Consider the following 22,074-nt stretch of genomic DNA (forward strand, 5'->3'; position numbering starts at 1 on the left):
ATCCGCCCGGCCAATCATGACAAGGCAAGCGAAGGGCGACGCGGCCGGCCCCGCCCGCCGCTCGAACGCCGCTATTGCGCGGTCAACGATCTATCCGGCCCCGCCGGAGCGGCGTGCTCCCGCAGTCGGTCGAATTCGCCTGGGTGATAGGTAGCGCCGTCGGGCGTAACGATCTCGACGTTCCAGCAGCCGTCCGAGATCAACTCCCCGGCCTTCTTCAACGCAGCCGGAACCGACGCGCGGTTGAGGGTCACGTTTCCTGCCGTATCCTGCGCATGAATTAAGAATCTCATAGGGCCGCCTCCCCGGGGCAAATCACAGCCATTCTCGCCCGGGGCGCCGCAGCGTCAAGGGCTTTGCCACTCACTTCGCAAACGGTTGACCCAGCCTCCCCGTCCGGCCGGCGCACGCGGCGGACAGGCCGTCTCCAGATAGTTCACCACGGTTTCACGGTCCTTGTCATCGAGCGGCGGCATGCCCGCGGCAAACTCCTGCGGACTTTCCTCGCGCGGGACGAAAGCCGTTTGCGCAGTGGCCGGCGTGATCAGGCGCGCACCGGTCAGAGCGAACCACCGCAAGCACTGCATCATCCGACCAGCACGGTGCACTGCGTCAGTCGTCGGTGTTACAATAGAAAGGTCGTTACGCTGGCGCCGCCAATTGATAGGACCACTGCCGCAAGAACAATGCAAAAGACGATCCAGTGACGAAACCGCCAATCGAACGAATATTTCACACCGGCCGCCGCCGCAGCCACCAAAATCAGGCCGCCGGCGAGGTATGAATAGGCTTCTAATGATGGCTGGCTGCCGAGACCCACTGCCCCGAGGTAGACGACCTCTACCGCGGCGATTCCGGCGATAGCCGATCCGATCAGCAACACTGCGCGGCTGACGAAATAGATGACACTGGTCTCGGCTTTGGTTCCGCGAATGCAAAGAAGCAGGATGGCAGCTATCGACAGGAGAACGCCGCTTGTGACGACGGGCCGCTGAGGAAAAGCTTCAAGCAAGGTGATCACACCAAGAAGCCACACCTCCGCCAGCAGCAAAGCGACCGCGACAGCAATGATCAACAGGGCCAGTTGGCCCAGGACGGTCCAGGCGTCATGTCGCAATCGGGCCTCCAGCAGGTAGCGCCGGATAACACGTTGCCCCGAGGGTAATTTGGCTCGGGCGTGGGCTCTATGAAAGGCTTCACATTGCGAGCAACTTGACCCAGCCTTGGCATCCGAAGCGGATCCCGGCGCTACGATCAAGCTGGACCCGCTGGCAACCCACGCCCGGCCGCGATCGCGTGGCGCATCAGGATGCTGCCGCCGCTATGGGAGAGTCGGGGATGCGCCGGGATATCGGCGATACCTATCCTGACGAAATGCCTCGCTTCATAGAAATTCACCGCAGGAATATTGTCGGCCCAGACATGCAGGCTCAGGCGATCGTAACCGGCCTCGGCCGCCAGGGATTCCGCCCAGACCAGCAGCGCAGCGCCGATGCCCAGTCCACGATGAGCGCCGTCAACCGCCAGGCAGTTCAGGAACATGCTACCCCAGTCCTGCAGTTCCAGCATCGGCCGGATGTGATCGTGGCGCTCCGATCCGAGCAGCACATGATGGTCTTCCCTCAGCAAATCGGCGGGAAAGGCGTTCGCGACGGCGACGATGTCACCCTCCGGGCCAAGCGACGCGACCCGGCAATTGCGGTAAGAGATCGGATATCGTTCGCCGCCGATGCCGCTCGACAGCAAGTCGACGGCAGTTACAAACGGGATCAGATCGTCAAACAGGAATTCATAGACACCGCCGCCGGCGATGCACATGAACCGCGCCACATCGCGGCTGTCCTCGGCGCGGGCCATGCGATAGACGATATCAGCCGTCATTTGTCAGTCCCGGCAGACGGGGTGGCCGTGTCGTGCGCGCAACGAATTCCCCGACATGCGCCATCGTACTTGTCCGAGACACATTAGGAGGCGAACAGCTTTTCACATTTGATCGGCGTCAAACGTTCCGTTCGCACGAAGCGCGGACGCAATATGTGACGATTCCATGATGGAAGCGTGGATACCGGGGCGAAGCCGAAACTTAGCTGTGAAACTTCAGCCCGTCGACAATCTTGTCGATCACCTTGCGTTCGGCCCGCATCGCGACGCCGACCAGATTGAGTTCGGCGCGGATCACCGCGCGCACCACCTCGCGGTTGGCGGCGTCATGCGTGGTCTTGAACATGTCCTCGGTATAGACAGCGGGCGTGACGTTCCGCGCCAGCGTCCGTTCGAGTGCGCGGGAAAGTGCTGCCCGGTCGGCGCCGTAGATCAGGATCGGCTGGCCGATCAGCGACAGGTATTGCGTGCCTGATGCGTCGCCATAGGGTTCGCCGATACATTCGGCAAAGGCCGCGGCAATGCCGCCGGCGAGAAACGACGCGACGTTGAGCTTCTGCCACGTTTCGAGATCGGTCCGGATCACGACCGCGATCTTGGTGTCGAATTGCATGATGTCTCCGAGGTGATGATGCCGTCATTCCGGGGCGCGCATAACGCGAACCCGGAATCCAACTGGCCGCAATTTCGGCGGTGACATGGATTCCGGGTTCGATGCTGCGCATCGCCCCGCAATGACGGTAACAGAAATCACCCCCTGGCGTCGCAGGCCCAGGCGCGGATCACACATTCCTTGCCGCCGAATTCGTAGCATTTTTTGGTCGCGGCATTGAGCGATGAGGATATTCTGGGTTTGACGGCGTACCCGTGGGGACCGCAGGGATTGGTCAGGTCGACCGCAAAAGCTGCGCAGGCGCGCTTCATGGTGACAGTGGTGCAGTTTCCCTTGCACTGCTTCAGCGCCGCGGCGCGCGCGGCGGGTTCCGCAGGGTAATCGTAGGCCTTGCCGTAGGCGCCGCACTTGCCGACGGCGAATGCGCCCGCTGCGCGGGCCTTGCTGATGTAGCTGGAGACGCCCAGGATCAGCGCCAGCGCAGCCACGAACAACGCGCGGCGTTGCGCCGCCACCGTCGAAACAATCAAGATTCCCTCCCCCGAGGCAACCTCTAGAATATAGTCGAGGGGAGTTTCTAGTTGGTGAATCGAAGCTTCGTAGGGCGGGCTGAGCGAAGCGAGCCCACCATCTTGTTGGCGGACGCATGGTGGGCACGCTTCGCTTTGCCTACCCTTTGAGATCTACGATCTTCGCGCCGCCTCGAGCGCCTGTGGCGTGTCGATATCGAGAAACGCGCTCTGGCCATCGACCGGGACTTCGGCCACCGCTTCGGCGTGCTTGGCGATCAGGTGTCGAGCGCCGACGTCGCCATCGAGCGTCATCAATTCCTTAAAGAAACGGCGCGACCACAGCACGGGATTGCCGCGGCGGCCGTCGCTCACGGGGACGGCGATCAATTGGCCGCGGTCCGGAGCAAAGGTTTCGATGAGTTGGTCGATCAGCTTCGCATCGATCAGCGGCATGTCGCCGAGGCAGATGACGGCGCCGTCGGCCGTGTCGGACACCGCGGCGATGCCTGCCTTGACGGAGGACGCCAACCCGCCGGCGAAATCCGGATTGCGGACGAATTTCACGTTGAGCCCCGCCAGCGCCTGCTCGACGAGATCGGCCTGATGACCGGTAACGATGATCACATCCGTCGCTTTCGAGGCCAGCGCCTGCTCGGTCACGATCCGCACCAGCTTCTTGCCGTCGAGTTCCGCGAGCAGCTTGTTGGGGCCGCCCATCCGCGTCGAGCGCCCGGCGGCAAGCACAATGGCCGTGACGTGGCGGTTGGCTTCGAGGTCGGCCACGGTGCGTGGCTGCGGCCGGGTGACGATTTCCATCAGCAACCCGCCGACGCCCATACCGGTCAGCTCGGCGCGCGTGACCTTGAGCCCGGCGAGAAGGCGCATCAGCACCCAGTCAAAACCGTTTTCGACCGGCGAGCGGGCGCAACCCGGCGCGCCCAGCACCGGCACGCCGCCGGCGCTGCCGATCAAAAGCAGATTGCCGGGATCGACCGGCATGCCGAAATGTTCGATTTGGCCGCCGATCTCCGTGATCGCGGCGGGGATCACGTCGCGGCGATCGGCGATCGCGGAGGCGCCGAACACGATCACGAGCTCGGCGCCGAGACCGAGCAGTTCCTTGATCGACGACGCCAGTGCCACCTCGTCATGCGGTACCCGGCGCTCGGCGATGATGGTGGCGCCGGCCGGCGCCAGCCGCTCCGCCGTCACACGCAACGTCTTCTCAATCACCTTCGGCGCAAGGCCCGGCAGCAGGGTGGAGACCACGCCGACCTTCTTGATGACGTAAGGCGCGATCCGCAGCGTGTCCTTGCCCGCGACGGCCACCGCCGCATCGCGCAGCCTGGCTTCGACACCGAACGGAATGAGCTTTACGGTCGCGATCATCTCGCCTTCGACCACCGGCTTGAAGGCCGAGAGCGTTGCAAAGGTGATGGCTTCGTCGATGCCGTTGATGCGGTCTACCGCGGCGCGATCGACCACCAGCACGCCGGCCTGCGCCGCAAAGAGGTTGGAGCGGCCGGTGAAGGCGCGCTCGACATTGACGCCCTCGCCCGCGACGGCCTGCGCGATGCTGGCGGCGGCCTCGTCTTCGGAGACGTCGCCCGCCTCCAACCGCACCACGACCACTTCCTTGACGCCGGCCTTGTTGAGCGCCTCGACTTCGGCGGCGCCGATCATGGTGCCTTTCTTCAACACCAGCGACCCCTGCCGCAGCGTATGGACGGTGACACCGCCAATCGCCTCGGCCGGACTGGCGGGACCGAACTTCATGCCGCCTGCACTTTCGCGGTCTCTTTGGGCAGCCGCAGCTCGGCGGTGATCTCGGCCATGATCGAGACCGCGATCTCCGACGGCGACACCGCGCCGATGGAAAGCCCGATCGGCGCATGGATGCGCGCGATGTCGGCGTCCGACGCGCCCTGCGCCTTCAGCCGCTCCGCGCGCTTGGCGTGGGTCTTTCGCGAGCCGAGCGCGCCGATATAGAAGCAGTCGCGCGCGAAGGCGTGCAGGAGCGCCGGGTCGTCGATCTTGGGATCGTGCGTGACCGCGACGAACGCCGTGTAAGGATCGATATTGAGCGGCGGCAGCGCCACATCGGGCCATTCGGCGATCAGCGGCACGTCCGGAAAGCGCTCGGGGCTGGCGAACGCCGTGCGCGGATCGACCACCGTCACGTCGTAATCGAGCGAGCGCGCCAGCGGCGCCAGCGCCTGGCTGATATGGACCGCCCCGACGATGACGAGGCGCGCCGTCGGCGCGTAGACGTTGAGGAACAGCTTCCTGCCGCCGCTCTCCACCGTCCCGCTCTTGCCCATGCGGAGCTGCTTCGACAGTTCGGCGCTCAGGGGATCCGTGGCGATATCCTTGGCCTTCACCAGCCGCTGCTCGCCACTAGCGGTATCGGTGACCACGATGACGGGCCGACGTGCGGCGCGCTCGACATTGACCTGTGTGAGGGTTTCCAGTTTCACGATCAGCCCACCTTCTCGACGAAGACGCGGATGGTGCCGCCGCAGGACAGCCCGACATTCCAGGCGGTCTCGTCGGCAACGCCGAATTCGAGCATCTTGGGCTTGCCGCTGGCGATCACGTCCAGCGCTTCGGTGACGACGGCGCCCTCGACGCAGCCGCCTGAAACCGAACCCAGAAACGTGCCGTCATCGTTGATGACGAGACTGGAGCCGGCCGGCCGGGGCGCCGAGCCCCAGGTCTCGACCACGGTCGCCAGCGCCACGCCGTGGCCAGCCTTCTGCCAATTCTCGGCGGCCTGCAGGATGTCTTCGTCGCGGTTGAGCATTTTGAAGCCCTTTCAAGCTGCGGGGCGGATGCGGCTGATATGGTGCGGTGGCGGGGCTGCTGAAAGCGCCTCGATCAGCCCCTCCATCGAGGTCAAGTTATGCACCGGGCGGAATTCGTCAACGTGCGGCAGCATCATTTTGATGCCTTGGGCCTTGGCCTCGAAGGCGCTGTAGCGCAGCAATGGGTTGAGCCAGATCAGCCGGCGGCAGGAGCGGTGCAGCCGGTCCATCTCGAAGGCCAGCTTGTCATCGGCCTCCCGTTCTAGTCCGTCGGATATAAGGAGAACGATCGCGCCCTGGCCGAGCACCCGCCGGCCCCATAATTTGTTGAAGCTGTGCAGCGAGGTCGCAATCCTGGTTCCCCCGGCCCAATCCTCCACCGAGGACGAGCAACTTGCCAGCGCCTCGTCCGGATCGCGCGCCCGCAAGGAACGCGTCACATTGGTCAGCCGCGTACCGAACAGAAACACCGACACGCGCTTGCGGGCGTCGGTGATGGCGTGGAGGAAATGCAGGAACAGGCGGGTATATTCGCTCATCGACCCCGAGATATCCAGCAGCGCCACGATCGGCGCCGGTTTGTCGATCCGCCCAAGCTTCCGGATATCGATGATCTCGCCGCCGGTGCGCAACGAACTGCGCAGCGTGCGGCGCATGTCGAGCCGCAAGCCCTTGGCGTCGGGCTGGTAACGGCGGGTGCGCAACTCGGCCTGCGGCAACCTCATGTCGGCGATGGCGCGGGTCACCTCGGCGATCTCGGCCGCGCTCATCTGCGCAAAATCCTTTTTCTGCAGGATCTCCTTGTCGGAGACCGACAGCCGCAATTCCTGCTCCTGGACTTGCGGCGCCTCTTCGCGCATCGAGGGCTGCGCCAGCGCCTCCTGCACCCGGCGCGAGGCCGGCGGCGGCTTCTTCTTGGCGTGGTCCGGCAGCGGCACCGAATCCAGCATGTGCTTCCAGTCTTCGGCGGCGCGGAAGAACAGGTCGAAGGCCTGGGCGAAGATCAACATGTGTTCGCGCCGCTTGACGAAGACCGCCTCCAGGGTGGCGTAGACGTCGGCGCGGTGGCCGATCTCGATCGCCTGCAGCGCATTGAGCCCGTCGATGACGGCGCCGGGGCCGACGGGAATCCCGGCGGCGCGCAGCGCACGGGCGAAGCCGACGACGTTGTCGGCCATGTGGCCGGTCGGGGGATTGAGATGGTCGATGGTGGTCAAGATGCGTTAACCTCCGCCGTCATTCCGGGGCGAGCGGAGCGAGAACCCGGAATCCATTTTTCAGCACCGATGCGGCTCGATGGATTCCGGGTTCGCGCCAAGTTGGCGCGCCCCGGAATGACGACAACTGGCGCGACGCGCGGCCTAGTCGCTCGTCGCTTCCTTCAAAACCTTCTGCAGCGTGTCGCCCTGCATCCGCGCGATGTCATCCTGGTACTTCAACAGCGCGCCCAGCGTGTCCCCGACGACTTGTGGCGTCAGCGAGCGGGCGTCGAGTTCGGTCAGCGCGGTGGCCCAGTCGATGGTCTCGGCGACGCCCGGCGACTTGTAGAAATCCTGGTCGCGCAGTGCCTGCACGAAGCGCACGACCTGCTGCGAGAGTTTCGCGGAGATGCCGGGTACGCGCGACTTGACGATCGCCAGCTCGCGCTCGGCGTCGGGATAGTCCACCCAGTGATAGAGGCAGCGCCGCTTCAGCGCGTCGTGGATCTCGCGGGTACGGTTCGAGGTGATGATGACGATCGGCGGCTGCGGCGCCTTGATGGTGCCAAATTCCGGAATCGTGACCTGGAAGTCCGAGAGAATTTCCAGAAGATACGCCTCGAACGCCTCGTCGGCGCGATCGAGCTCGTCGATCAGAAGCACCGGCGCGCCGGCGACGTCAGGCTCCAGCGCCTGCAGCAGCGGGCGCTTGATCAGAAAACGCTCGGCGAAAATATCGGACGATAACTGGTCGCGGTCGGTATCGCCGGCGGCTTCCGCCAGCCGGATCGCGATCATCTGCGCCGCACTGCTCCACTCGTAGACGGCGGAGGCAACGTCGAGGCCCTCGTAGCATTGCAGGCGGATCAGCTTGCGGCCAAGCGCGGCCGACAGAACTTTTGCAATCTCGGTCTTGCCGACGCCGGCCTCGCCTTCGAGAAACAGCGGCCGTCCCATGCGCAGCGACAGATAGGTCACCGTCGCCAGCGACCGCTCCGCCAGATAGCCGCGCGAGGTCAGCAGCTCGAGCATGCCATCGACGGATGTGGGCAGCGCCGATGCAGTCATGACAAAACCAATCTCGATACGCGGGTGACCGGCAAACTCACTTCGCCGTGGCGGCTTCGACGGCGCGGCGCGTCAGCACGCCGATCAGATGCGCACGATATTCGGCGCTGCCGTGCAGATCGCTGTTCAGCCCCTCGGCCGACGCCGAGATGCCGTCGAGCACCTTGTGCGAAAAACGCTTCTTGAGCGCCTCTTCGAACGCCAGCGCGCGGAACACGCCGTCGGAGCCCGCACCGGTGACCGCGACGCGCACGTCGGACGGACGCTTGGCGACGAACACGCCGACCAGCGCGTAGCGCGAGGCCTGGTTACGGAACTTGATGTAGGCCGCCTTCTTCGGCAGCGGGAACATCACCTTGGTGATGATCTCATCGCTTTCGAGCGCGGTGGTGAACAGGCCCTGAAAAAACTCTTCGGCCTTGAGGCGGCGCTTGTTGGTGACGATGGTGGCGCCGAGCGCGAGCACGGCCGCCGGATAATCCGCGGTCGGATCGTTGTTGGCGAGCGAGCCGCCGATGGTGCCCTTGTGGCGCACCGCCGGATCGCCGATCTGGGCGGCGAGCTCGGCGAGCGCCGGGATGGCTTCGCCAACGATGGCAGAGGTCGCCACGGCCGCATGCTTCGCGGTCGCCCCGATCACCAGCGCACGGCCCTTCATCTCGATGGTGTCGAGCCCTTCGATGTGGGAAAGGTCGACCAGATGCGGCGGGCTGGCCAGGCGCTGCTTCATGACCGGCACCAGCGTATGGCCGCCGGCGATCACCTTGGCGTCTTCGTTCTTGACGAGCAGATTGGCGGCTTGCCGTACCGTGCCCGGACGGTGGTATTTGAATTCGTACATGGAGAACTTCCTGATCGCGGTCGCGATGAAATCAATTAGGCGAGATCGGACTTGGCCATCGCCTTGGCGCCAGCGGCGATCGAGACGACGATGTTCTGGTAGCCGGTGCAGCGGCACAGATTGCCTTCAAGCTCCTCGCGAATGACGTGGTCGGAGAGGTCATGGCCCTTGCGGTGGACCAGATCGACCGCGGTCATGATCATGCCGGGGGTGCAGAAGCCGCACTGCAGACCGTGATGCTCGCGAAACGCTTCCTGCATCGGATGCAGCGGCGCGCCGTCGGCGGCCAGCCCCTCGATGGTCTTGACCTCGTGGCCGTCGGCCATGACCGCGAGCGTGGTGCAGGACTTCACCGCCTTGCCGTCGAGGTGCACGACACAGGCGCCGCACTGCGAGGTGTCGCAGCCGACATGGGTACCCGTCAGCCGCAGATTTTCCCGCAGAAACTGGACCAGCAGGGTACGGGGGTCGACATTGGCGTTGACGGGGTTACCGTTCACGATCAGGGAAATCTTGGCCATCAAGCACTCTCTTGAGCTGCACCGCCGCATATCAGCCGCGCAGACGTTTTAAAGTCATTCCAAAGCCCATAATATGGGCCATCCCGGTAATGAGCAACCTCAGTAGCCCCTCGTCTGGGGCATGGCCTGAGTGACTTGACGGGTCTGCTCGGCCGGGCCCCGGCCGCACAGAATCAGCCTTGCCTCAACCTTGCACAGCTTTGGCGAAATTGGCGAAGAACTCGTCGGCCAGCTTCTTGGCGGCCCCGTTGATCAGGCGCTGGCCGAGCTGGGCGAGCTTGCCGCCGATCTGGGCCTCGACATTATAGCTCAGCAGGGTACCGCCATCCTTCTCGGTGAGCGCCACGGTGGCGCCCCCCTTGGCAAAGCCGGCGACGCCGCCCTCGCCTTCGCCCGAGATCCTGTAGCCATTGGGCGGGTCGAGATCGCTCAGATTGACCTTGCCCTTGAAGCGGGCGGAGACCGGCCCGACCTTCATCTTGGCGGTGGCGCGAAAACCGTTGTCCTCGGTCTTTTCCAGCTCCTCGCAGCCGGGAATGCAGGCCTTCAGCACTTCCGGATCGTTCAGCTTGGCCCACACCGCCTCGCGCGGCGCCGCAAGCTGGACTTCGCCGTTCATCGTCATGGCCATGGGGGTTGCCTCCTGGATCGCTTCTAACTGATCTCCCCAAGTAAAGCACCGCCGGTCCAAAAGGAAGGCCGCCAGTGGCGAGGAGCGATGCATATTCGCAGGTGCAACACAGCCGGGCTGACAAGGGCATTGGCAGCGGCAACCCGTAATGGTTAGGTCGCGCGCAGATGAGCACGTCCCTGTCTCCCCTGCTGGCTCCGATGCTGTCGAGCGTGGCGATGCGCGCGATCTGCGACGATGCCGCGACCCTGCAAAATATGCTGGATTTCGAGGCGGCGCTGGCGCGCGCCGAAGCTGCGCTGGGCGTGATTCCGGCTGATGCCGCCGGCCCGATCACAAGCGCGTGCCGGGCCGAATCATTTGACCTCGCCGCGCTGGCGGAGGCCGCAACGAGATCCGGCAACCTCGCCATCCCGCTGGTCAAGGCGCTGACGGCCAACGTCGCCGGGGTGAACGCCGGGGCGGCGCGTTACGTTCATTGGGGCGCGACCAGCCAGGACGTCATCGATACCGGCGCCATGCTCGGGCTTCGCGCCGGCATCGACGCGCTGCTCGCCGACATTGATCGCGCCGTCGCGGGCTTTGCCAAATTGGCACACCAACACCGGCATACCCCTGTCGTGGCGCGCACCTGGCTGCAGCATGCGCTGCCGATGCCGTTCGGGCTGAAACTCGCCGAATATGCCGCGGCGCTGCACCGCTCGAAACTGCGGCTGCAGCGCCTGCGCAGCGAGACGCTGGCGCTGCAATTCGGCGGCGCGGCAGGCACGCTGGCGGCCTTGGGTGACAATGGACTGAAGGTCGCCGAAGCGCTGGCCGCCCAACTCAAGCTGCCGCTGCCCGACGCACCCTGGCACACCCACCGCGACCGCATCGCAGAGGCGGCCTCGGTGTTGGCCATCCTCGCCGGCACCTGTGGCAAGATCGCGCGCGACGTTTCGCTGATGATGCAGACCGATGTCGGCGAAGCGTTCGAGCCCTCGGGCGAAGGCCGCGGCGGCTCCTCGACCATGCCGCACAAGCGCAACCCCGTCGCGGCGGCCAGCGCCCTGGCGGCGGCCACCATGGCCCCCAACCTCGCGGCGACGATTTTTGCCGCCCAGGTGCAGGACCATGAGCGCAGCGCCGGCCCCTGGCACGCGGAATGGCCGACGCTGCCGACGCTGATGTTGGTAACGTCGGGCGGATTGGCCGCGATCGTGGATATCGCCGAGGGACTGGAAGTCGACGCCGCGCGCATGCACGCCAATCTCGACGCGACGAACGGCCTGATCATGGCGGAAGCCGTCACATTTGCGCTCGCCGAGACGATCGGCAAGAGCGACGCGCATCACCTGATCGAAACCGCCAGCAAGACGGCGGTCAAGGACAAGAAGCATCTGCGCGACGTGTTGACGAAGGACCCGAAAGTTGCCGCGGAGCTTGGCGCGGAAAAAATCGCAAAACTGTTCGAGCCGATGGCCTATCAGGGCGCCTCGCAAGCGCTGATCGACCGCCTGCTCGCTTCGCTGAACGAGAATTGATGTCATTGCCGGGCTTGACCCGGCAATCCATCTTCTTGAATAGACTCTTATTGGATGGATGCGCGGGTCAAGCCCGCGCATGACAGCGGAGGTTAGACCCATGCCGATGATCGACGCCGACGGGTGCCTGCTCAACGTATCCGTCGAAGGCCGCGACGGCGGACCGACGCTGATGCTGTCGAATTCGCTGGGCTCGACCATGCAGATGTGGGAGCCGCAGATGAAAGCGCTGACGCAGCTGTTCCGCGTCGTCCGCTACGACCGGCGCGGCCACGGCAAGTCGAATGTGCCGGCGGGGCCCTATTCGCTGGAGCGTTTCGGCCGCGACGTGCTGGCGATCCTCGACGACCTCAATATCGCCAAGACCCATTGGTGCGGCCTGTCGATGGGCGGCATGGTCGGGCAATGGCTGGGCGCCAATGCACCAGACCGGTTCGGCAAGATCGTGCTGGCCAACACCACCTGCCACTACCCGGACCCGACGCGCTGGAACGACCGCATCAAGGCTGTAAAGGAAGGCGGCATCGCTGCGGTCGCCGACGCCGTGCTGGCGGGCTGGCTGACCGCGGATTTTCGCGAACGCGAGCCGCAGATCGCCGCCAACATGAAGGCGATGATGCTGGCCACGCCGGTCGAGGGCTACATTGCCTGCTGCGAGGCGCTGTCGACGCTCGACCAGCGCGATCTGCTGCCGAAGATCAACAGCCCGACGCTGGTCATCGCCGGCCGCCACGACATGTCGACGACGATCGCGGACGGCGAGTTCATGCGCAGCCGGATCCCCGGCGCCAGCATGACCATCCTCGATGCCGCGCATATTTCCAACATCGAGCAGCCGCACGCTTTTACGGATGCGCTGGTGGGCTTTTTGACGCAACGCTGACACTGGTCGTCAATTCGGGGCGCGCGTCAGCACGAACCGCGAATCAATTCGCCCCGGACTTTGCTGCCAGTTGGATTCCGGGTTCGATGCTTCGCATCGCCCCGGAATGACGACATCGGAGGAGACACCCAATGGACGACAATCAACGCCGCGACGAGGGCATGGCCCAGCGCCGAAAAGTGCTCGGCAATGAGTGGGTCGACAAGTCGGTCAAGAACCGCAACGCCTTCAACACCGATTTCCAGGACCTGATCACCCGCTACGCCTGGGGTGACATCTGGACCCGGCCGCATTTCGACCATCGCACCCGCCGCGTGCTCGTCATCGGCACCATGGTGGCGCTCGGACAATGGGATGAATTCCGCCTGCATGTGCGTGCAGCGCTGGCCGAAGGCGGCTTCACCCCCGACGATATCAAGGAAATCCTGCTGCAGCAGGCAATCTATTGCGGCGTGCCGGCGGCCAACCACGCGGTGAAGGAAGCGAACGCAATCATCGCCGAAATGGGCTTGCTGAAAAGCTAGCCACGTTCATGCCTGCACCGGCAACGACGTGATGAGCGACCTGATCCGCTCCGCATCCGCTCGCGTGACCGGATTGTAGACGATCATGCCGAGATCGGGACGGCCGTCGACGGCAAACGCCGAATATTCCAGCGCGAGCTCTCCCAGGACCGGATGGCGCAGGCGCTTGACGCCCTCGCCATGGACGTTGACGTCGTTGTCGCGCCACAGCGCGTCGAATTCGGGGCTGAGCCGGCAAAGCTCTTCGACGAGCTGGCCGACTTCGGAAACAGCGCCGGCACGCGCCGCATCCGCCCGGAATGCGCCGACCACGAAACGCGCCACGCGCTCCCAATCATATTGCGCCGCCCGCACGCGGGGATCGCCGAAGATCAAGCGAAGGATGTTGCGCTGGCCCGGAGGAAGCGTGCCGTAATCGGTCAGCACGGCAGCCGCCGCGCGATTCCACGCGACGACGTCCCAGGTGGCGGTCTTGATCAGTGCGGGGCTGGCATCGAGCGCATCGAGCAGACGCTGCAGGCGCGGCGTCACGCCTTCGGTAGCGGTGTAGCGGACTTCGGGTGGACGCCCCAGTCCGAGCAGGAAGAGATGTTCGCGCTCGATGTCGGTCAGCATCAGCGCACGCGCGATCCGGTTCAGCACGTCGGGTGACGGCGCGCCGCCCCGTCCCTGCTCCAGCCATGTGTACCAGGTGGGGCTGATATTGGCGCGCTGGGCCACCTCCTCCCGGCGCAGTCCCGGCGTCCGCCGGCGACCCGCCGCAAAGCCGAGCGCGGCCGGATCGAGCCGGGTGCGGCGATCCCTGAGGTAGCTTCCGAGCAGATTGCCGGTTTCGATGCTCACGCCGATCCTGTTGGTCATTATACCCTGATAAGGTCACTACTTTAACATGACAGACGCCTGATCAATATCCGCCTCCGAACATTCCTGGAGGTTTTCTCGTGCGCATCTTCGTTACCGGCGCGACCGGCTTTGTCGGCTCCGCCATCGTCCACGAACTCATCGCATCGGGCCATCAGGTGCTCGGTCTCGCCCGTTCCGAGGCCGGAGCGAGCGCGCTCGCCGCGATGGGCGCCGAAATTCATCTCGGCGCGCTCGACGATCTGAAAAGCCTGCGCGACGGTGCGCGTCAGTCAGACGCGGTCATCCACACCGCCTTCAACCATGACTTCTCGAGATATCTGGAGAACTGCGCGGAAGACCGGCGCGCGATCGAAGCGATGGGCGCGGCGCTGGAGGGATCGAAACGGCCGATGCTGGTGACCTCAGGCTTTGGGTCGCTGGCGCCGGGCCGGATCGCGACCGAGGCCGATGGCGCACCGACCGGTTTCCCGCGCGCCTCCGAGGCCGCAGCGGCCGCCGTCGCGGCGCGGGGCATACGTGCCGCCGCCGTGCGGCTGGCGGCGTCGACCCATGGCGCCGGCGACCACGGTTTCGTGCCGCGCCTGATTGCCATCGCCCGCGATACAGGCGTCGCCGCCTATGTTGGCGACGGCCAGAACCGCTGGCCCGGCGTGCATCGGCTTGATGCCGCCCGGCTCTACCGGCTGGCGATCGAACAAGGCGTCGAGAATGGTCCCTATCACGCGGTCGCCGACGAGGGCGTGCCGCTCAAGGCGATCGCCGAACTTATCGGCCGCAGGCTCGGCGTGCCCGTCGTCTCTGTCAGCCACGAAGAGGCGCCTGCGCATTTCGGCTGGATCGCCCGGTTCGCCGCCATGGACATGCCCGCATCGAGCGCGCGAACCCGATCGGCGCTGCGATGGCAGCCGGAGCGGCCAGGGCTGATCGCCGATCTCGACCAGGGCCACTATTTTGCATGAGCGTATGCACATGCGCGTGGCTTGAGCGCCGGACCGCAAGCGTGTATCGCCGCACGCGAAGCAACCGCCGCATCGCAGCGTCGCGCCGGTGAAGCCCTGCCCTGGTGATATCTTGAACCCGCAACATGAGATGAAACCTGCGGCGGCTTCCGGCTCGTTCGCGGCCATGAAATCATCGCCCTATCGCGCCCAGTTCACGACCTACGTACTGGCGATGATGGCCGACAATATCGAGCACGTGATCAGCTATTGGGTGGTGTTCCAGAAATTCCATTCACCCGCGCTGGCCGGCTTTGCCGTGCTGTCGCACTGGCTGCCGTTCCTGCTGTTCTCGGTAGCCGTCGGCTCGCTGGCCGATCGCTACGACCCGCGCCGCATCATCCAGTGCGGCATGCTGCTGTTCATCGTGGCCTCGGCGGGATGGGGATATTTCTTCATCACCGACACGCTCGAGATGTGGCACGCCATGGTGCTGCTGGTCATTCACGGCTGCGCCGGCGTGCTGTGGCAGACGCCGAACCAGTTGCTGCTCTACGATACCGTGGTGCCGTCCGCTCTGCCGAGCGCGGTGCGACTGAACGCGACAGCGCGCTATCTCGGCATCCTGGTGGGCCCGGCTGTGGGCGGCGTCATCATGCTGACGCTCGGCCCGTCCCACGGCATCATCTTCAACACGCTGTTCTATCTGCCGCTGCTGCTCTGGCTGTTCTACGCGCCGTCCCGCGCCAGGGACGGCGCGCCCCGGCGTATCGCCGTCCGCGGGCTTGCCGATATCATCCAGACCATCCGCGACATCGGCACGCAACCGGTGCTGACTTCGATGACGCTGCTCGCCGGGCTGACCTCCTTCATGATCGGCAACGCCTATCATGCGCAGATGCCTGGCTATGCCGGCGACCTCGGCCATGGCGACCCCGGTGCTTCCTACAGCACGTTGCTGGCCGCCGACGCCGCCGGCGCCCTGCTCGCCGGCATCGCGCTGGAAGCGTGGGGACGGCTCAGGCCGACGCCCCGGACGGCCATTGTCCTCGCCGCGCTGTGGAGCCTGTCGCTGCTCGCATTCGCCGCGTCGCCCTTCTATGCGTTGGCGATCGCGCTGCTGTTTGCCGCGGGGTTCTTCGAACTTTCGTTCAATACGATGGCGCAGGCGCTGGTCCAGATCAACGCACCCGCCGACATCCGCGGCCGCGTCGTCGGCCTGTTCAACATGGCAGGCCTCGGCATGCGCGCCTTCAGCGGCATCACCGTCGGCCTCGCCGGCGCTGCGATAGGTATCCACTGGTCGCTCGGCCTGTCGGCAGCGGTGCTGCTGGTCTGTCTGGCGGCTCTGTATCAACGGGCTGCGCGCAGCGGCGCGGCGTCGAATTGAATTTGAAGGATCAGGTGGAGGTGGGCGGGCGCTCAAAACAAAAGCCCCGCCTTTCGGCGGGGCCTTCTTCATTTACTCACCAATCCGGCTAACGTTCCTGACCGGGGACCTGTTGGCCCTGTCGGTTGGGGTTCTGCCCCTGACGGCCCGGGTCCTGCTGCTGCTGGCCGGGCTTCTGGCCGCCGCCCTGCTGTTGACCGGGCTTCTGACCCGGGTTCTGGTTCTGCTGGCCCGGATTGTTCTGATTGGTCATTTGGAATCTCCGTTGGTTAGACGTAGCCGGGGTCAACGGAGGGCTTCGACATTCGTTGCGAGGGAACACCGGTTCCGCCGCGATCATTCCGCGGCAAGGCCATGTTCGGACTGTGGCGCAGGGAACCGCTGCCATAAAACTAGCCCTGTACAAGCCAATTTAGCCGCAGCCGGCGCTGTTGCCGCCCCCGGTTCCCACTGTTAGAAACCGACACGACGCGTCGTCCTGGGCTGCCGGAGCTCTCGACGCGTCCGGGCCTCGGGGACAAAACGGCAGCGCATGGATTACTTCGCCCAGCAACTGATCAACGGCCTCGTGCTCGGCTCGATCTACGGCCTGATCGCGATCGGCTACACGATGGTCTACGGCATCGTCGGTATGATCAATTTCGCCCATGGCGACATTTTCATGATCGGCGGCTTCATAGCGCTGATCACCTTCCTGATCCTGGTGTCGTTCGGCTTGACCGCGATCCCGCTGATCCTGCTGATCGTGCTTTTGGTATCGATGGCGATCACGGCGCTCTATGGCTGGACGGTGGAACGCATCGCCTACCGGCCGCTGCGGCACTCGTTCCGCCTGGCGCCGATGCTCTCGGCAATCGGCATGTCCTTCGTGCTGACCAATTATTCGCAGGTGGCCCAGGGCGCGCGCGTCAAGCCGGTGCCGCCGATCATCACCGGCGGCTACACGCTGCATGAGGGCGCCGAGGGCTTCGTCGTTCAGTTGTCCAACATCCAGATCATCGTCGTCATCACCACCATCGTGCTGCTGGCGCTGTTCACCTGGCTGGTGTCGCGCACCCGGCTCGGCCGCGACATGCGCGCCTGTGAGCAGGACCAGACCATGGCCGCGCTGCTCGGCGTCGATGTCGACCGCACCATTTCCATGACCTTCGTGATCGGCGCGGCGCTCGCGGCCGTCGCCGGCATGATGTACCTGCTCTATTACGGCCTGGTCGATTTCTTCATGGGGTTTGTCGCCGGGATCAAGGCGTTCACCGCCGCGGTGCTCGGCGGCATTGGCTCGCTTCCCGGCGCGATGCTGGGCGGGCTGTTGATCGGTCTTATCGAGACGCTATGGTCGGCCTATTTCTCGGTCGAGTACAAGGACGTCGCCGCGTTCTCGATCCTGATCGTGGTCCTCGTCTTCCTTCCGACCGGCCTGCTCGGCCGGCCCGAAGTCGAAAAAGTCTGACGGCGGCAGCGTGAGCGCACCCCCCGTCCCCATGCAAACCTCGCGCGCTCCAGGCGCCGCCTTCATCTTCAAGAAGGCGCTGATCAGTGCGCTGGTGGCGCTGGTGCTGTTCTCGCTGATGATCGGCGTTCGCACCGAAGCAGGCTCGGACGGACAACTGACCTACTGGACGCGATTCGGCGACCTTGCCGCGATGGTTGGGACCGTGTTCGGCGGCAGCATCGTCGTCGAGTTGTTGCGGCAATGGTGGGGACCGGTGGAAACCGTCCGGGTCATTCCCGCATCCGTGCAGAGCACGCTCTCGTTTGCCGGACGCATGGTCGCGCCGGTGCTGCTGATATTCACGTTCCTGGTCCCGGTCCTGTTCTACAACGAGCGCTACATTCTCGATCTGGCCATCCTCGTGCTGACATACGTGATGCTCGGATGGGGACTGAACGTGGTGGTCGGCCTCGCCGGCCTGCTCGACCTCGGCTATGTCGCGTTCTATGCGGTCGGCGCCTATTCCTACGCGCTGCTGGCCACCAATTTCGGATTGTCATTCTGGGTTTGCCTGCCGCTCGCCGGCATCCTGGCCGCGTTCTGGGGCGTGCTGCTCGGCTTTCCCGTGCTGCGGCTGCGCGGCGACTATCTCGCCATCGTGACTCTCGCCTTCGGAGAGATCATCCGCCTCGTCATCATCAACTGGCAGGACCTGACCGGCGGGCCGAACGGCGTCACCGGCATTCCGCGCCCCACCATGTTCGGCATTCCCCTCACCAACGACGACAACGGGCTCGCCGCCCTGCTCGGCATCGAATACTCGCCGACGCACCGCATCGTGTTCCTGTTCTATCTGATCCTGGCCCTGGCACTGCTCACCAACTGGGTCACCATCCGGCTGCGGCGGCTGCCGATCGGCCGCGCCTGGGAGGCGCTGCGCGAGGACGAGGTCGCCTGCCGCGCGCTCGGCATCAACACCACCACGACCAAGCTGACGGCGTTTGCCACCGGAGCGATGTTCGGCGGCTTTGCCGGCGCGTTCTTCGCGACCCGACAAGGCTTCATCAGTCCGGAATCCTTCACCTTCCATGAGTCGGCGCTGGTGCTGGCAATCGTCGTGCTCGGCGGCATGGGCTCGCAGCTCGGCGTCGCGCTCGCCGCGCTCGCCATGATCGGCGGCTTCGAGCTGTTCCGCGGGCTCGATCAGTACCGCATGCTGGTGTTCGGCATGGCGATGGTGCTCCTGATGATCTGGCGGCCGCGCGGCCTGATCGGCCATCGCGCGCCAACCGTGTTCCTCAAGCACAACCAGGCGATCTCTTCCGACCTCGTCAAGGAGGGACACGGATGAGCGGCGATCCGATCCTATCGGTCGACCGGCTGTCGATGCGTTTTGGCGGCATCGTTGCCGTCAACGAACTTTCCTTCGCTGCCGAGCGTCGCAAGATCACCGCGCTGATCGGACCGAACGGCGCCGGCAAGACCACGGTGTTCAACTGCATCACCGGCTTCTACAAGCCCTCGTCAGGCTCGATGCGGCTGACGCATGATGACAGCGGCCCGATCCAGCTCGAACGGCTGAACGATTTCCGGATTTCCAAACTTGCCCGGGTCGCCCGCACTTTCCAGAACATCCGGCTGTTTCCCGGCATGACCGCGCTGGAAAACCTGATGGTGGCGCAGCACAACGCGCTGATGCGCGCCTCCGGGCTGACGTTCCTCGGCCTGATCGGCGCCCCCTCCTGGCGCAAGGCCGAGCAGGACGCAATCGACCTGGCGCGGACTTGGCTCAACCGCATCGGGCTTTTGGATCGCGCCGACGATGCCGCCGGCAACCTGCCCTATGGCGACCAGCGCCGCCTGGAGATCGCGCGCGCGATGTGCACCCAGCCATCGCTGCTCTGCCTCGACGAGCCGGCCGCCGGATTGAACGCGCGCGAAAGTGCGGCCTTGAGCGAACTGCTGCTCGCGATCCGCAGCGACCACGGCACCTCCATCCTGCTGATCGAGCATGACATGAGCGTGGTGATGGAAATCTCCGACCACGTCGTCGTCATGGACCACGGCGTGAAGATCGCCGAAGGCACCCCGAAACATATCCGCGACGATCCCAAGGTGATCGCCGCTTATCTCGGCACCGACGAGGAAGAAGCCATCGCGGTGATGGAGAGCGGCACGTGAGCGCCCCATCGAAGACGCCCCTGCTCGCGATCCGCGGCCTGCGCGCCGCCTATGGCAAGATCGAGGCGCTGAAGGGCGTCGATATCGACATCAACGCCGGCGAGATCGTCGCGCTGATCGGCGCCAACGGCGCCGGCAAGTCGACGTTGATGATGACGATCTTCGGCCGGCCCCGCGCCCGCTCCGGCCACATCGAATTCGACGGCCACGACATCACCGGCGTGCCAACGCATGAGATCGCACGGCTGCGCATCGCCCAGTCGCCGGAGGGCCGGCGTATCTTCCCGCGCATGAGCGTGGCGGAGAATCTGCAGATGGGGGCAGATGCGACCGACAGCAGCGAGTCGGATCGCGCGAATGGCCTGGAGCGCGTCTTCACGCTGTTTCCGCGATTAAAGGAGCGTATCGCGCAGCGAGGCGGCACGCTGTCCGGTGGTGAGCAGCAGATGCTGGCGATCGGCCGCGCCTTGATGAGCCGGCCGCGCCTGCTGATGCTGGACGAGCCGTCGCTGGGGCTGGCGCCGCTGATCGCGCGGCAGATTTTCGATGCGATCCGAACGCTGAACCGGCAGGACGGCCTGACCGTCCTGATCGTCGAACAGAACGCCAACCATGCGTTGAAACTGGCCCATCGCGGCTATGTCATGGTCAACGGCCTGATCACCCTGTCCGGAACCGGCAGCGAATTGCTGCAACGCCCGGAAATCCGCGCTGCCTATCTGGAAGGCGGCCGGCGGGAGTAGCACCCCCACCTTTCTTGGCGCCGGTGCGTCAAGATGCTGCGAACCGACCGTGGATTTGCCCGAAAATTGCCGATGACTTAGCCGTAAAATCATCCGACAATGGGCGTGATTTTCGTACCCGGCCAGCCGGGTATTTCCGAAATCGACTGACCTGCGAGGGACATCTCATGAAATCACTGAAACTCATCGGCCTGGCCTTGGGCGCGTCGTTGGCGCTGTCATCGACGGCGCTGGCGCAAGACATCTCGATCGCCGTGGCGGGTCCGATGACGGGCGGCGAATCCGCGTTCGGCCGCCAGATGAAGAACGGCGCCGAACAGGCGGTCGCCGATATCAACGCCGCCGGCGGCGTGCTCGGCAAGAAGCTGGCGCTGCAGGTCGGCGACGATGCCTGCGATCCCAAGCAGGCGCGCTCGGTGGCGGAAAAGTTCGCCAGCGCCAAGATCCCGTTTGTGGCGGGTCACTTCTGCTCGTCATCGTCGATCCCGGCTTCGGAGGCCTACGCCGACGGCAACGTGCTGCAGATTACTCCGGCCTCGACCAACCCGCTGTTCACCGAGCGCAAGCTGTGGAACGTGGCCCGCGTCTGCGGCCGTGACGACCAGCAGGGCCTGGTTGCCGCCGAATACATCGTCAAGAACTACAAGGGCAAGAACGTTGCCATCCTCAACGACAAGTCGACCTACGGCAAAGGCCTCGCCGACGAAACCAAGAAGGCGCTCAACAAGGCCGGCATCACCGAAAAGATGAACGAGTCCTACAACAAGGGCGACAAGGACTTCAACGCGATCGTGTCGCGGCTGAAGCGCGACAATATCGATCTGGTGTTCGTCGGCGGCTACCATCAGGAAGCCGGCCTGATCCTGCGCCAGATGCGCGACCAGGGCCTCAAGACGGTGTTGATGGCGGGCGACGCCATGAACGACAAGGAGTTCGCCTCGATCACCGGTCCGGCCGCCGAAGGCACCTTGTTCACCTTCGGCCCCGACCCGCGCAACAAGCCGACCGCGAAAGCGATCGTCGAAAAGTTCAAGGCCAAGAACATCGATCCCGAGGGCTACACCCTCTACACCTACGCCGCGATGCAGGTCTGGACCCAGGCGGTGACGAAGACGAAGACGACCGATCCGAAGAAGGTGATGGAGACCATCAAGGCCGGCGAATGGGACACGGTGCTCGGCAAGCTTTCCTTCGATGCCAAGGGTGACATCAAGGTGATCGACTACGTCGTCTACAAGTGGGACGCCAAGGGCAATTACACTGAGATCAATCCGAAGGGGTCCTGATCGCCTTTTCGCGGATTTGAACATGAACGCCCCGGCTTGGCCGGGGCGTTTTCATTTTGGGTTCCAGATAATTCAAGGGGGGTGGGAACAATTGGGTTCCATCTGCATTGTGAGTTGCTGGGCTGAGTTCCATGTCATTGATTTTACAACCTTAACGCTTGTTCCATCTTGATCTGGCGATGGGGGATGGTTCTAGTTGGAGCACGCATCTCAGCCGTTGAGAGTCGCGCGAACTGGCCT

26 protein-coding genes are annotated in these 22,074 nt (G+C 64.6%); 10 read left to right on the forward strand and 16 right to left on the reverse strand.

The features are described from left to right. Window positions 1–71: 71 nt before the first annotated feature. The 14 genes from QUH67_RS24200 to QUH67_RS24265 form a co-directional block, all read right to left on the reverse strand. Window positions 72–293 carry a hypothetical protein gene (locus tag QUH67_RS24200; protein ID WP_300941861.1) on the reverse strand — a complete coding sequence of 74 codons (222 nt, stop codon included), beginning with the start codon at window positions 291–293 and terminating at the stop codon, window positions 72–74. Between the two features lie 54 nt (window positions 294–347). Next, window positions 348–578 (reverse strand): hypothetical protein, encoded by a 231-nt coding sequence (locus QUH67_RS24205; protein WP_300941863.1) that lies wholly within the window; start codon window positions 576–578, stop codon window positions 348–350. 47 nt (window positions 579–625) lie between these two features. Then, window positions 626–1,117: a hypothetical protein gene (locus QUH67_RS24210; RefSeq protein ID WP_300941865.1), complete on the reverse strand. Its 492-nt coding sequence runs from the start codon at window positions 1,115–1,117 to the stop codon at window positions 626–628. A gap of 137 nt (window positions 1,118–1,254) precedes the next feature. Further along, window positions 1,255–1,857, reverse strand: coding sequence for a GNAT family N-acetyltransferase (locus QUH67_RS24215; RefSeq protein ID WP_300941866.1), 603 nt, complete (start codon window positions 1,855–1,857; stop codon window positions 1,255–1,257). Between the two features lie 226 nt (window positions 1,858–2,083). After that, on the reverse strand, window positions 2,084–2,494 hold the full coding sequence (locus QUH67_RS24220) for a DUF2000 family protein (RefSeq protein ID WP_300941868.1): 411 nt from the start codon (window positions 2,492–2,494) through the stop codon (window positions 2,084–2,086). A gap of 137 nt (window positions 2,495–2,631) precedes the next feature. Beyond that, complete coding sequence (locus QUH67_RS24225) at window positions 2,632–3,021, reverse strand: DUF4189 domain-containing protein (protein WP_300948159.1); 390 nt, start codon at window positions 3,019–3,021, stop codon at window positions 2,632–2,634. A 156-nt stretch (window positions 3,022–3,177) separates the two neighbouring features. Next, the gene (locus tag QUH67_RS24230; protein ID WP_300941869.1) at window positions 3,178–4,782 is read right to left on the reverse strand and encodes a molybdopterin-binding/glycosyltransferase family 2 protein; all 1,605 of its coding nucleotides are present in this window, start codon (window positions 4,780–4,782) and stop codon (window positions 3,178–3,180) included. Next, window positions 4,779–5,483: an XdhC family protein gene (locus QUH67_RS24235; protein WP_300941871.1), complete on the reverse strand. Its 705-nt coding sequence runs from the start codon at window positions 5,481–5,483 to the stop codon at window positions 4,779–4,781. The genes QUH67_RS24230 and QUH67_RS24235 overlap by 4 nt, the downstream gene beginning before the upstream one ends. A 2-nt stretch (window positions 5,484–5,485) precedes the next feature. Continuing rightward, window positions 5,486–5,809, reverse strand: a complete 324-nt coding sequence (locus tag QUH67_RS24240; protein ID WP_291851489.1) for an XdhC family protein — start codon at window positions 5,807–5,809, stop codon at window positions 5,486–5,488. A 12-nt stretch (window positions 5,810–5,821) separates the two neighbouring features. Further along, window positions 5,822–7,030 (reverse strand): vWA domain-containing protein, encoded by a 1,209-nt coding sequence (locus QUH67_RS24245; RefSeq protein WP_300948160.1) that lies wholly within the window; start codon window positions 7,028–7,030, stop codon window positions 5,822–5,824. Between the two features lie 141 nt (window positions 7,031–7,171). Beyond that, window positions 7,172–8,077 (reverse strand): AAA family ATPase, encoded by a 906-nt coding sequence (locus QUH67_RS24250; protein ID WP_300941875.1) that lies wholly within the window; start codon window positions 8,075–8,077, stop codon window positions 7,172–7,174. Between the two features lie 37 nt (window positions 8,078–8,114). After that, window positions 8,115–8,918, reverse strand: a complete 804-nt coding sequence (locus tag QUH67_RS24255; protein ID WP_300941877.1) for an FAD binding domain-containing protein — start codon at window positions 8,916–8,918, stop codon at window positions 8,115–8,117. 35 nt (window positions 8,919–8,953) lie between these two features. Beyond that, a complete protein-coding gene (locus tag QUH67_RS24260) occupies window positions 8,954–9,439 on the reverse strand; it encodes a (2Fe-2S)-binding protein (RefSeq protein ID WP_300941879.1) in 486 nt (161 codons plus the stop codon). A gap of 184 nt (window positions 9,440–9,623) precedes the next feature. Then, a complete protein-coding gene (locus QUH67_RS24265) occupies window positions 9,624–10,070 on the reverse strand; it encodes an SRPBCC family protein (protein ID WP_300941881.1) in 447 nt (148 codons plus the stop codon). A gap of 167 nt (window positions 10,071–10,237) precedes the next feature. Between QUH67_RS24265 and QUH67_RS24270 the strand changes: the two genes are divergently transcribed. From QUH67_RS24270 to QUH67_RS24280, 3 genes are all read left to right on the forward strand, one after another. Further along, on the forward strand, window positions 10,238–11,593 hold the full coding sequence (locus QUH67_RS24270) for a 3-carboxy-cis,cis-muconate cycloisomerase (protein WP_300941883.1): 1,356 nt from the start codon (window positions 10,238–10,240) through the stop codon (window positions 11,591–11,593). A gap of 100 nt (window positions 11,594–11,693) precedes the next feature. Further along, window positions 11,694–12,476: a 3-oxoadipate enol-lactonase gene (gene pcaD / locus QUH67_RS24275; RefSeq protein ID WP_300941885.1), complete on the forward strand. Its 783-nt coding sequence runs from the start codon at window positions 11,694–11,696 to the stop codon at window positions 12,474–12,476. Between the two features lie 131 nt (window positions 12,477–12,607). After that, window positions 12,608–13,000: a carboxymuconolactone decarboxylase family protein gene (locus tag QUH67_RS24280; protein ID WP_300941887.1), complete on the forward strand. Its 393-nt coding sequence runs from the start codon at window positions 12,608–12,610 to the stop codon at window positions 12,998–13,000. A 6-nt stretch (window positions 13,001–13,006) separates the two neighbouring features. Here the strand turns inward: QUH67_RS24280 and QUH67_RS24285 are convergent, their stop codons facing one another. Beyond that, a complete protein-coding gene (locus QUH67_RS24285) occupies window positions 13,007–13,861 on the reverse strand; it encodes a helix-turn-helix transcriptional regulator (protein WP_300941889.1) in 855 nt (284 codons plus the stop codon). An 80-nt stretch (window positions 13,862–13,941) separates the two neighbouring features. Here QUH67_RS24285 and QUH67_RS24290 point away from each other — a divergent pair, with 80 nt between their 5' ends. Both QUH67_RS24290 and QUH67_RS24295 read left to right on the forward strand, forming a co-directional pair. Next, the gene (locus QUH67_RS24290) at window positions 13,942–14,823 is read left to right on the forward strand and encodes an SDR family oxidoreductase (protein ID WP_300941891.1); all 882 of its coding nucleotides are present in this window, start codon (window positions 13,942–13,944) and stop codon (window positions 14,821–14,823) included. Window positions 14,824–14,953: 130 nt separating this feature from the next. Further along, the gene (locus tag QUH67_RS24295; RefSeq protein WP_300948161.1) at window positions 14,954–16,192 is read left to right on the forward strand and encodes an MFS transporter; all 1,239 of its coding nucleotides are present in this window, start codon (window positions 14,954–14,956) and stop codon (window positions 16,190–16,192) included. An 88-nt stretch (window positions 16,193–16,280) separates the two neighbouring features. Here the strand turns inward: QUH67_RS24295 and QUH67_RS24300 are convergent, their stop codons facing one another. Continuing rightward, window positions 16,281–16,445, reverse strand: a complete 165-nt coding sequence (locus QUH67_RS24300; protein ID WP_300941893.1) for a hypothetical protein — start codon at window positions 16,443–16,445, stop codon at window positions 16,281–16,283. A 279-nt stretch (window positions 16,446–16,724) separates the two neighbouring features. Between QUH67_RS24300 and QUH67_RS24305 the strand changes: the two genes are divergently transcribed. The 5 genes from QUH67_RS24305 (at window position 16,725) to QUH67_RS24325 (ending at window position 21,834) form a co-directional block, all read left to right on the forward strand. After that, window positions 16,725–17,642 (forward strand): ABC transporter permease subunit, encoded by a 918-nt coding sequence (locus QUH67_RS24305; protein ID WP_300941894.1) that lies wholly within the window; start codon window positions 16,725–16,727, stop codon window positions 17,640–17,642. Window positions 17,643–17,673: 31 nt separating this feature from the next. Continuing rightward, on the forward strand, window positions 17,674–18,975 hold the full coding sequence (gene livM / locus QUH67_RS24310) for a high-affinity branched-chain amino acid ABC transporter permease LivM (protein ID WP_300948162.1): 1,302 nt from the start codon (window positions 17,674–17,676) through the stop codon (window positions 18,973–18,975). After that, complete coding sequence (locus tag QUH67_RS24315) at window positions 18,972–19,805, forward strand: ABC transporter ATP-binding protein (RefSeq protein WP_300941896.1); 834 nt, start codon at window positions 18,972–18,974, stop codon at window positions 19,803–19,805. Before livM ends, QUH67_RS24315 begins: the two co-directional genes overlap by 4 nt. Continuing rightward, window positions 19,802–20,548 (forward strand): ABC transporter ATP-binding protein, encoded by a 747-nt coding sequence (locus tag QUH67_RS24320; RefSeq protein WP_300941898.1) that lies wholly within the window; start codon window positions 19,802–19,804, stop codon window positions 20,546–20,548. The genes QUH67_RS24315 and QUH67_RS24320 overlap by 4 nt, the downstream gene beginning before the upstream one ends. 167 nt (window positions 20,549–20,715) lie before the next feature. Next, a complete protein-coding gene (locus QUH67_RS24325; protein ID WP_300941900.1) occupies window positions 20,716–21,834 on the forward strand; it encodes a branched-chain amino acid ABC transporter substrate-binding protein in 1,119 nt (372 codons plus the stop codon). Window positions 21,835–22,074 lie beyond the last annotated feature (240 nt).

The organism is Bradyrhizobium roseum, assembly GCF_030413175.1.
Lineage (GTDB): Bacteria > Pseudomonadota > Alphaproteobacteria > Rhizobiales > Xanthobacteraceae > Bradyrhizobium > Bradyrhizobium roseum.

Excerpts from the sequence above, each read along its gene's own strand:
- QUH67_RS24200 (WP_300941861.1), bottom strand. The coding sequence starts at position 293 with ATGAGATTCTTAATTCATGCGCAGGATACGGCAGGAAACGTGACCCTC.
- QUH67_RS24215 (WP_300941866.1), bottom strand. The coding sequence starts at position 1,857 with ATGGCCCGCGCCGAGGACAGCCGCGATGTGGCGCGGTTCATGTGCATC.
- QUH67_RS24220 (WP_300941868.1), bottom strand. The coding sequence starts at position 2,494 with ATGCAATTCGACACCAAGATCGCGGTCGTGATCCGGACCGATCTCGAA.
- QUH67_RS24230 (WP_300941869.1), bottom strand. The coding sequence starts at position 4,782 with ATGAAGTTCGGTCCCGCCAGTCCGGCCGAGGCGATTGGCGGTGTCACC.
- QUH67_RS24240 (WP_291851489.1), bottom strand. The coding sequence starts at position 5,809 with ATGCTCAACCGCGACGAAGACATCCTGCAGGCCGCCGAGAATTGGCAG.
- QUH67_RS24250 (WP_300941875.1), bottom strand. The coding sequence starts at position 8,077 with ATGACTGCATCGGCGCTGCCCACATCCGTCGATGGCATGCTCGAGCTG.
- QUH67_RS24255 (WP_300941877.1), bottom strand. The coding sequence starts at position 8,918 with ATGTACGAATTCAAATACCACCGTCCGGGCACGGTACGGCAAGCCGCC.
- QUH67_RS24260 (WP_300941879.1), bottom strand. The coding sequence starts at position 9,439 with ATGGCCAAGATTTCCCTGATCGTGAACGGTAACCCCGTCAACGCCAAT.
- QUH67_RS24265 (WP_300941881.1), bottom strand. The coding sequence starts at position 10,070 with ATGGCCATGACGATGAACGGCGAAGTCCAGCTTGCGGCGCCGCGCGAG.
- QUH67_RS24270 (WP_300941883.1), top strand. The coding sequence starts at position 10,238 with ATGAGCACGTCCCTGTCTCCCCTGCTGGCTCCGATGCTGTCGAGCGTG.
- pcaD (WP_300941885.1), top strand. The coding sequence starts at position 11,694 with ATGCCGATGATCGACGCCGACGGGTGCCTGCTCAACGTATCCGTCGAA.
- QUH67_RS24280 (WP_300941887.1), top strand. The coding sequence starts at position 12,608 with ATGGACGACAATCAACGCCGCGACGAGGGCATGGCCCAGCGCCGAAAA.
- QUH67_RS24285 (WP_300941889.1), bottom strand. The coding sequence starts at position 13,861 with ATGACCAACAGGATCGGCGTGAGCATCGAAACCGGCAATCTGCTCGGA.
- QUH67_RS24295 (WP_300948161.1), top strand. The coding sequence starts at position 14,954 with ATGAAACCTGCGGCGGCTTCCGGCTCGTTCGCGGCCATGAAATCATCG.
- QUH67_RS24300 (WP_300941893.1), bottom strand. The coding sequence starts at position 16,445 with ATGACCAATCAGAACAATCCGGGCCAGCAGAACCAGAACCCGGGTCAG.
- QUH67_RS24305 (WP_300941894.1), top strand. The coding sequence starts at position 16,725 with ATGGATTACTTCGCCCAGCAACTGATCAACGGCCTCGTGCTCGGCTCG.
- livM (WP_300948162.1), top strand. The coding sequence starts at position 17,674 with ATGCAAACCTCGCGCGCTCCAGGCGCCGCCTTCATCTTCAAGAAGGCG.
- QUH67_RS24315 (WP_300941896.1), top strand. The coding sequence starts at position 18,972 with ATGAGCGGCGATCCGATCCTATCGGTCGACCGGCTGTCGATGCGTTTT.
- QUH67_RS24325 (WP_300941900.1), top strand. The coding sequence starts at position 20,716 with ATGAAATCACTGAAACTCATCGGCCTGGCCTTGGGCGCGTCGTTGGCG.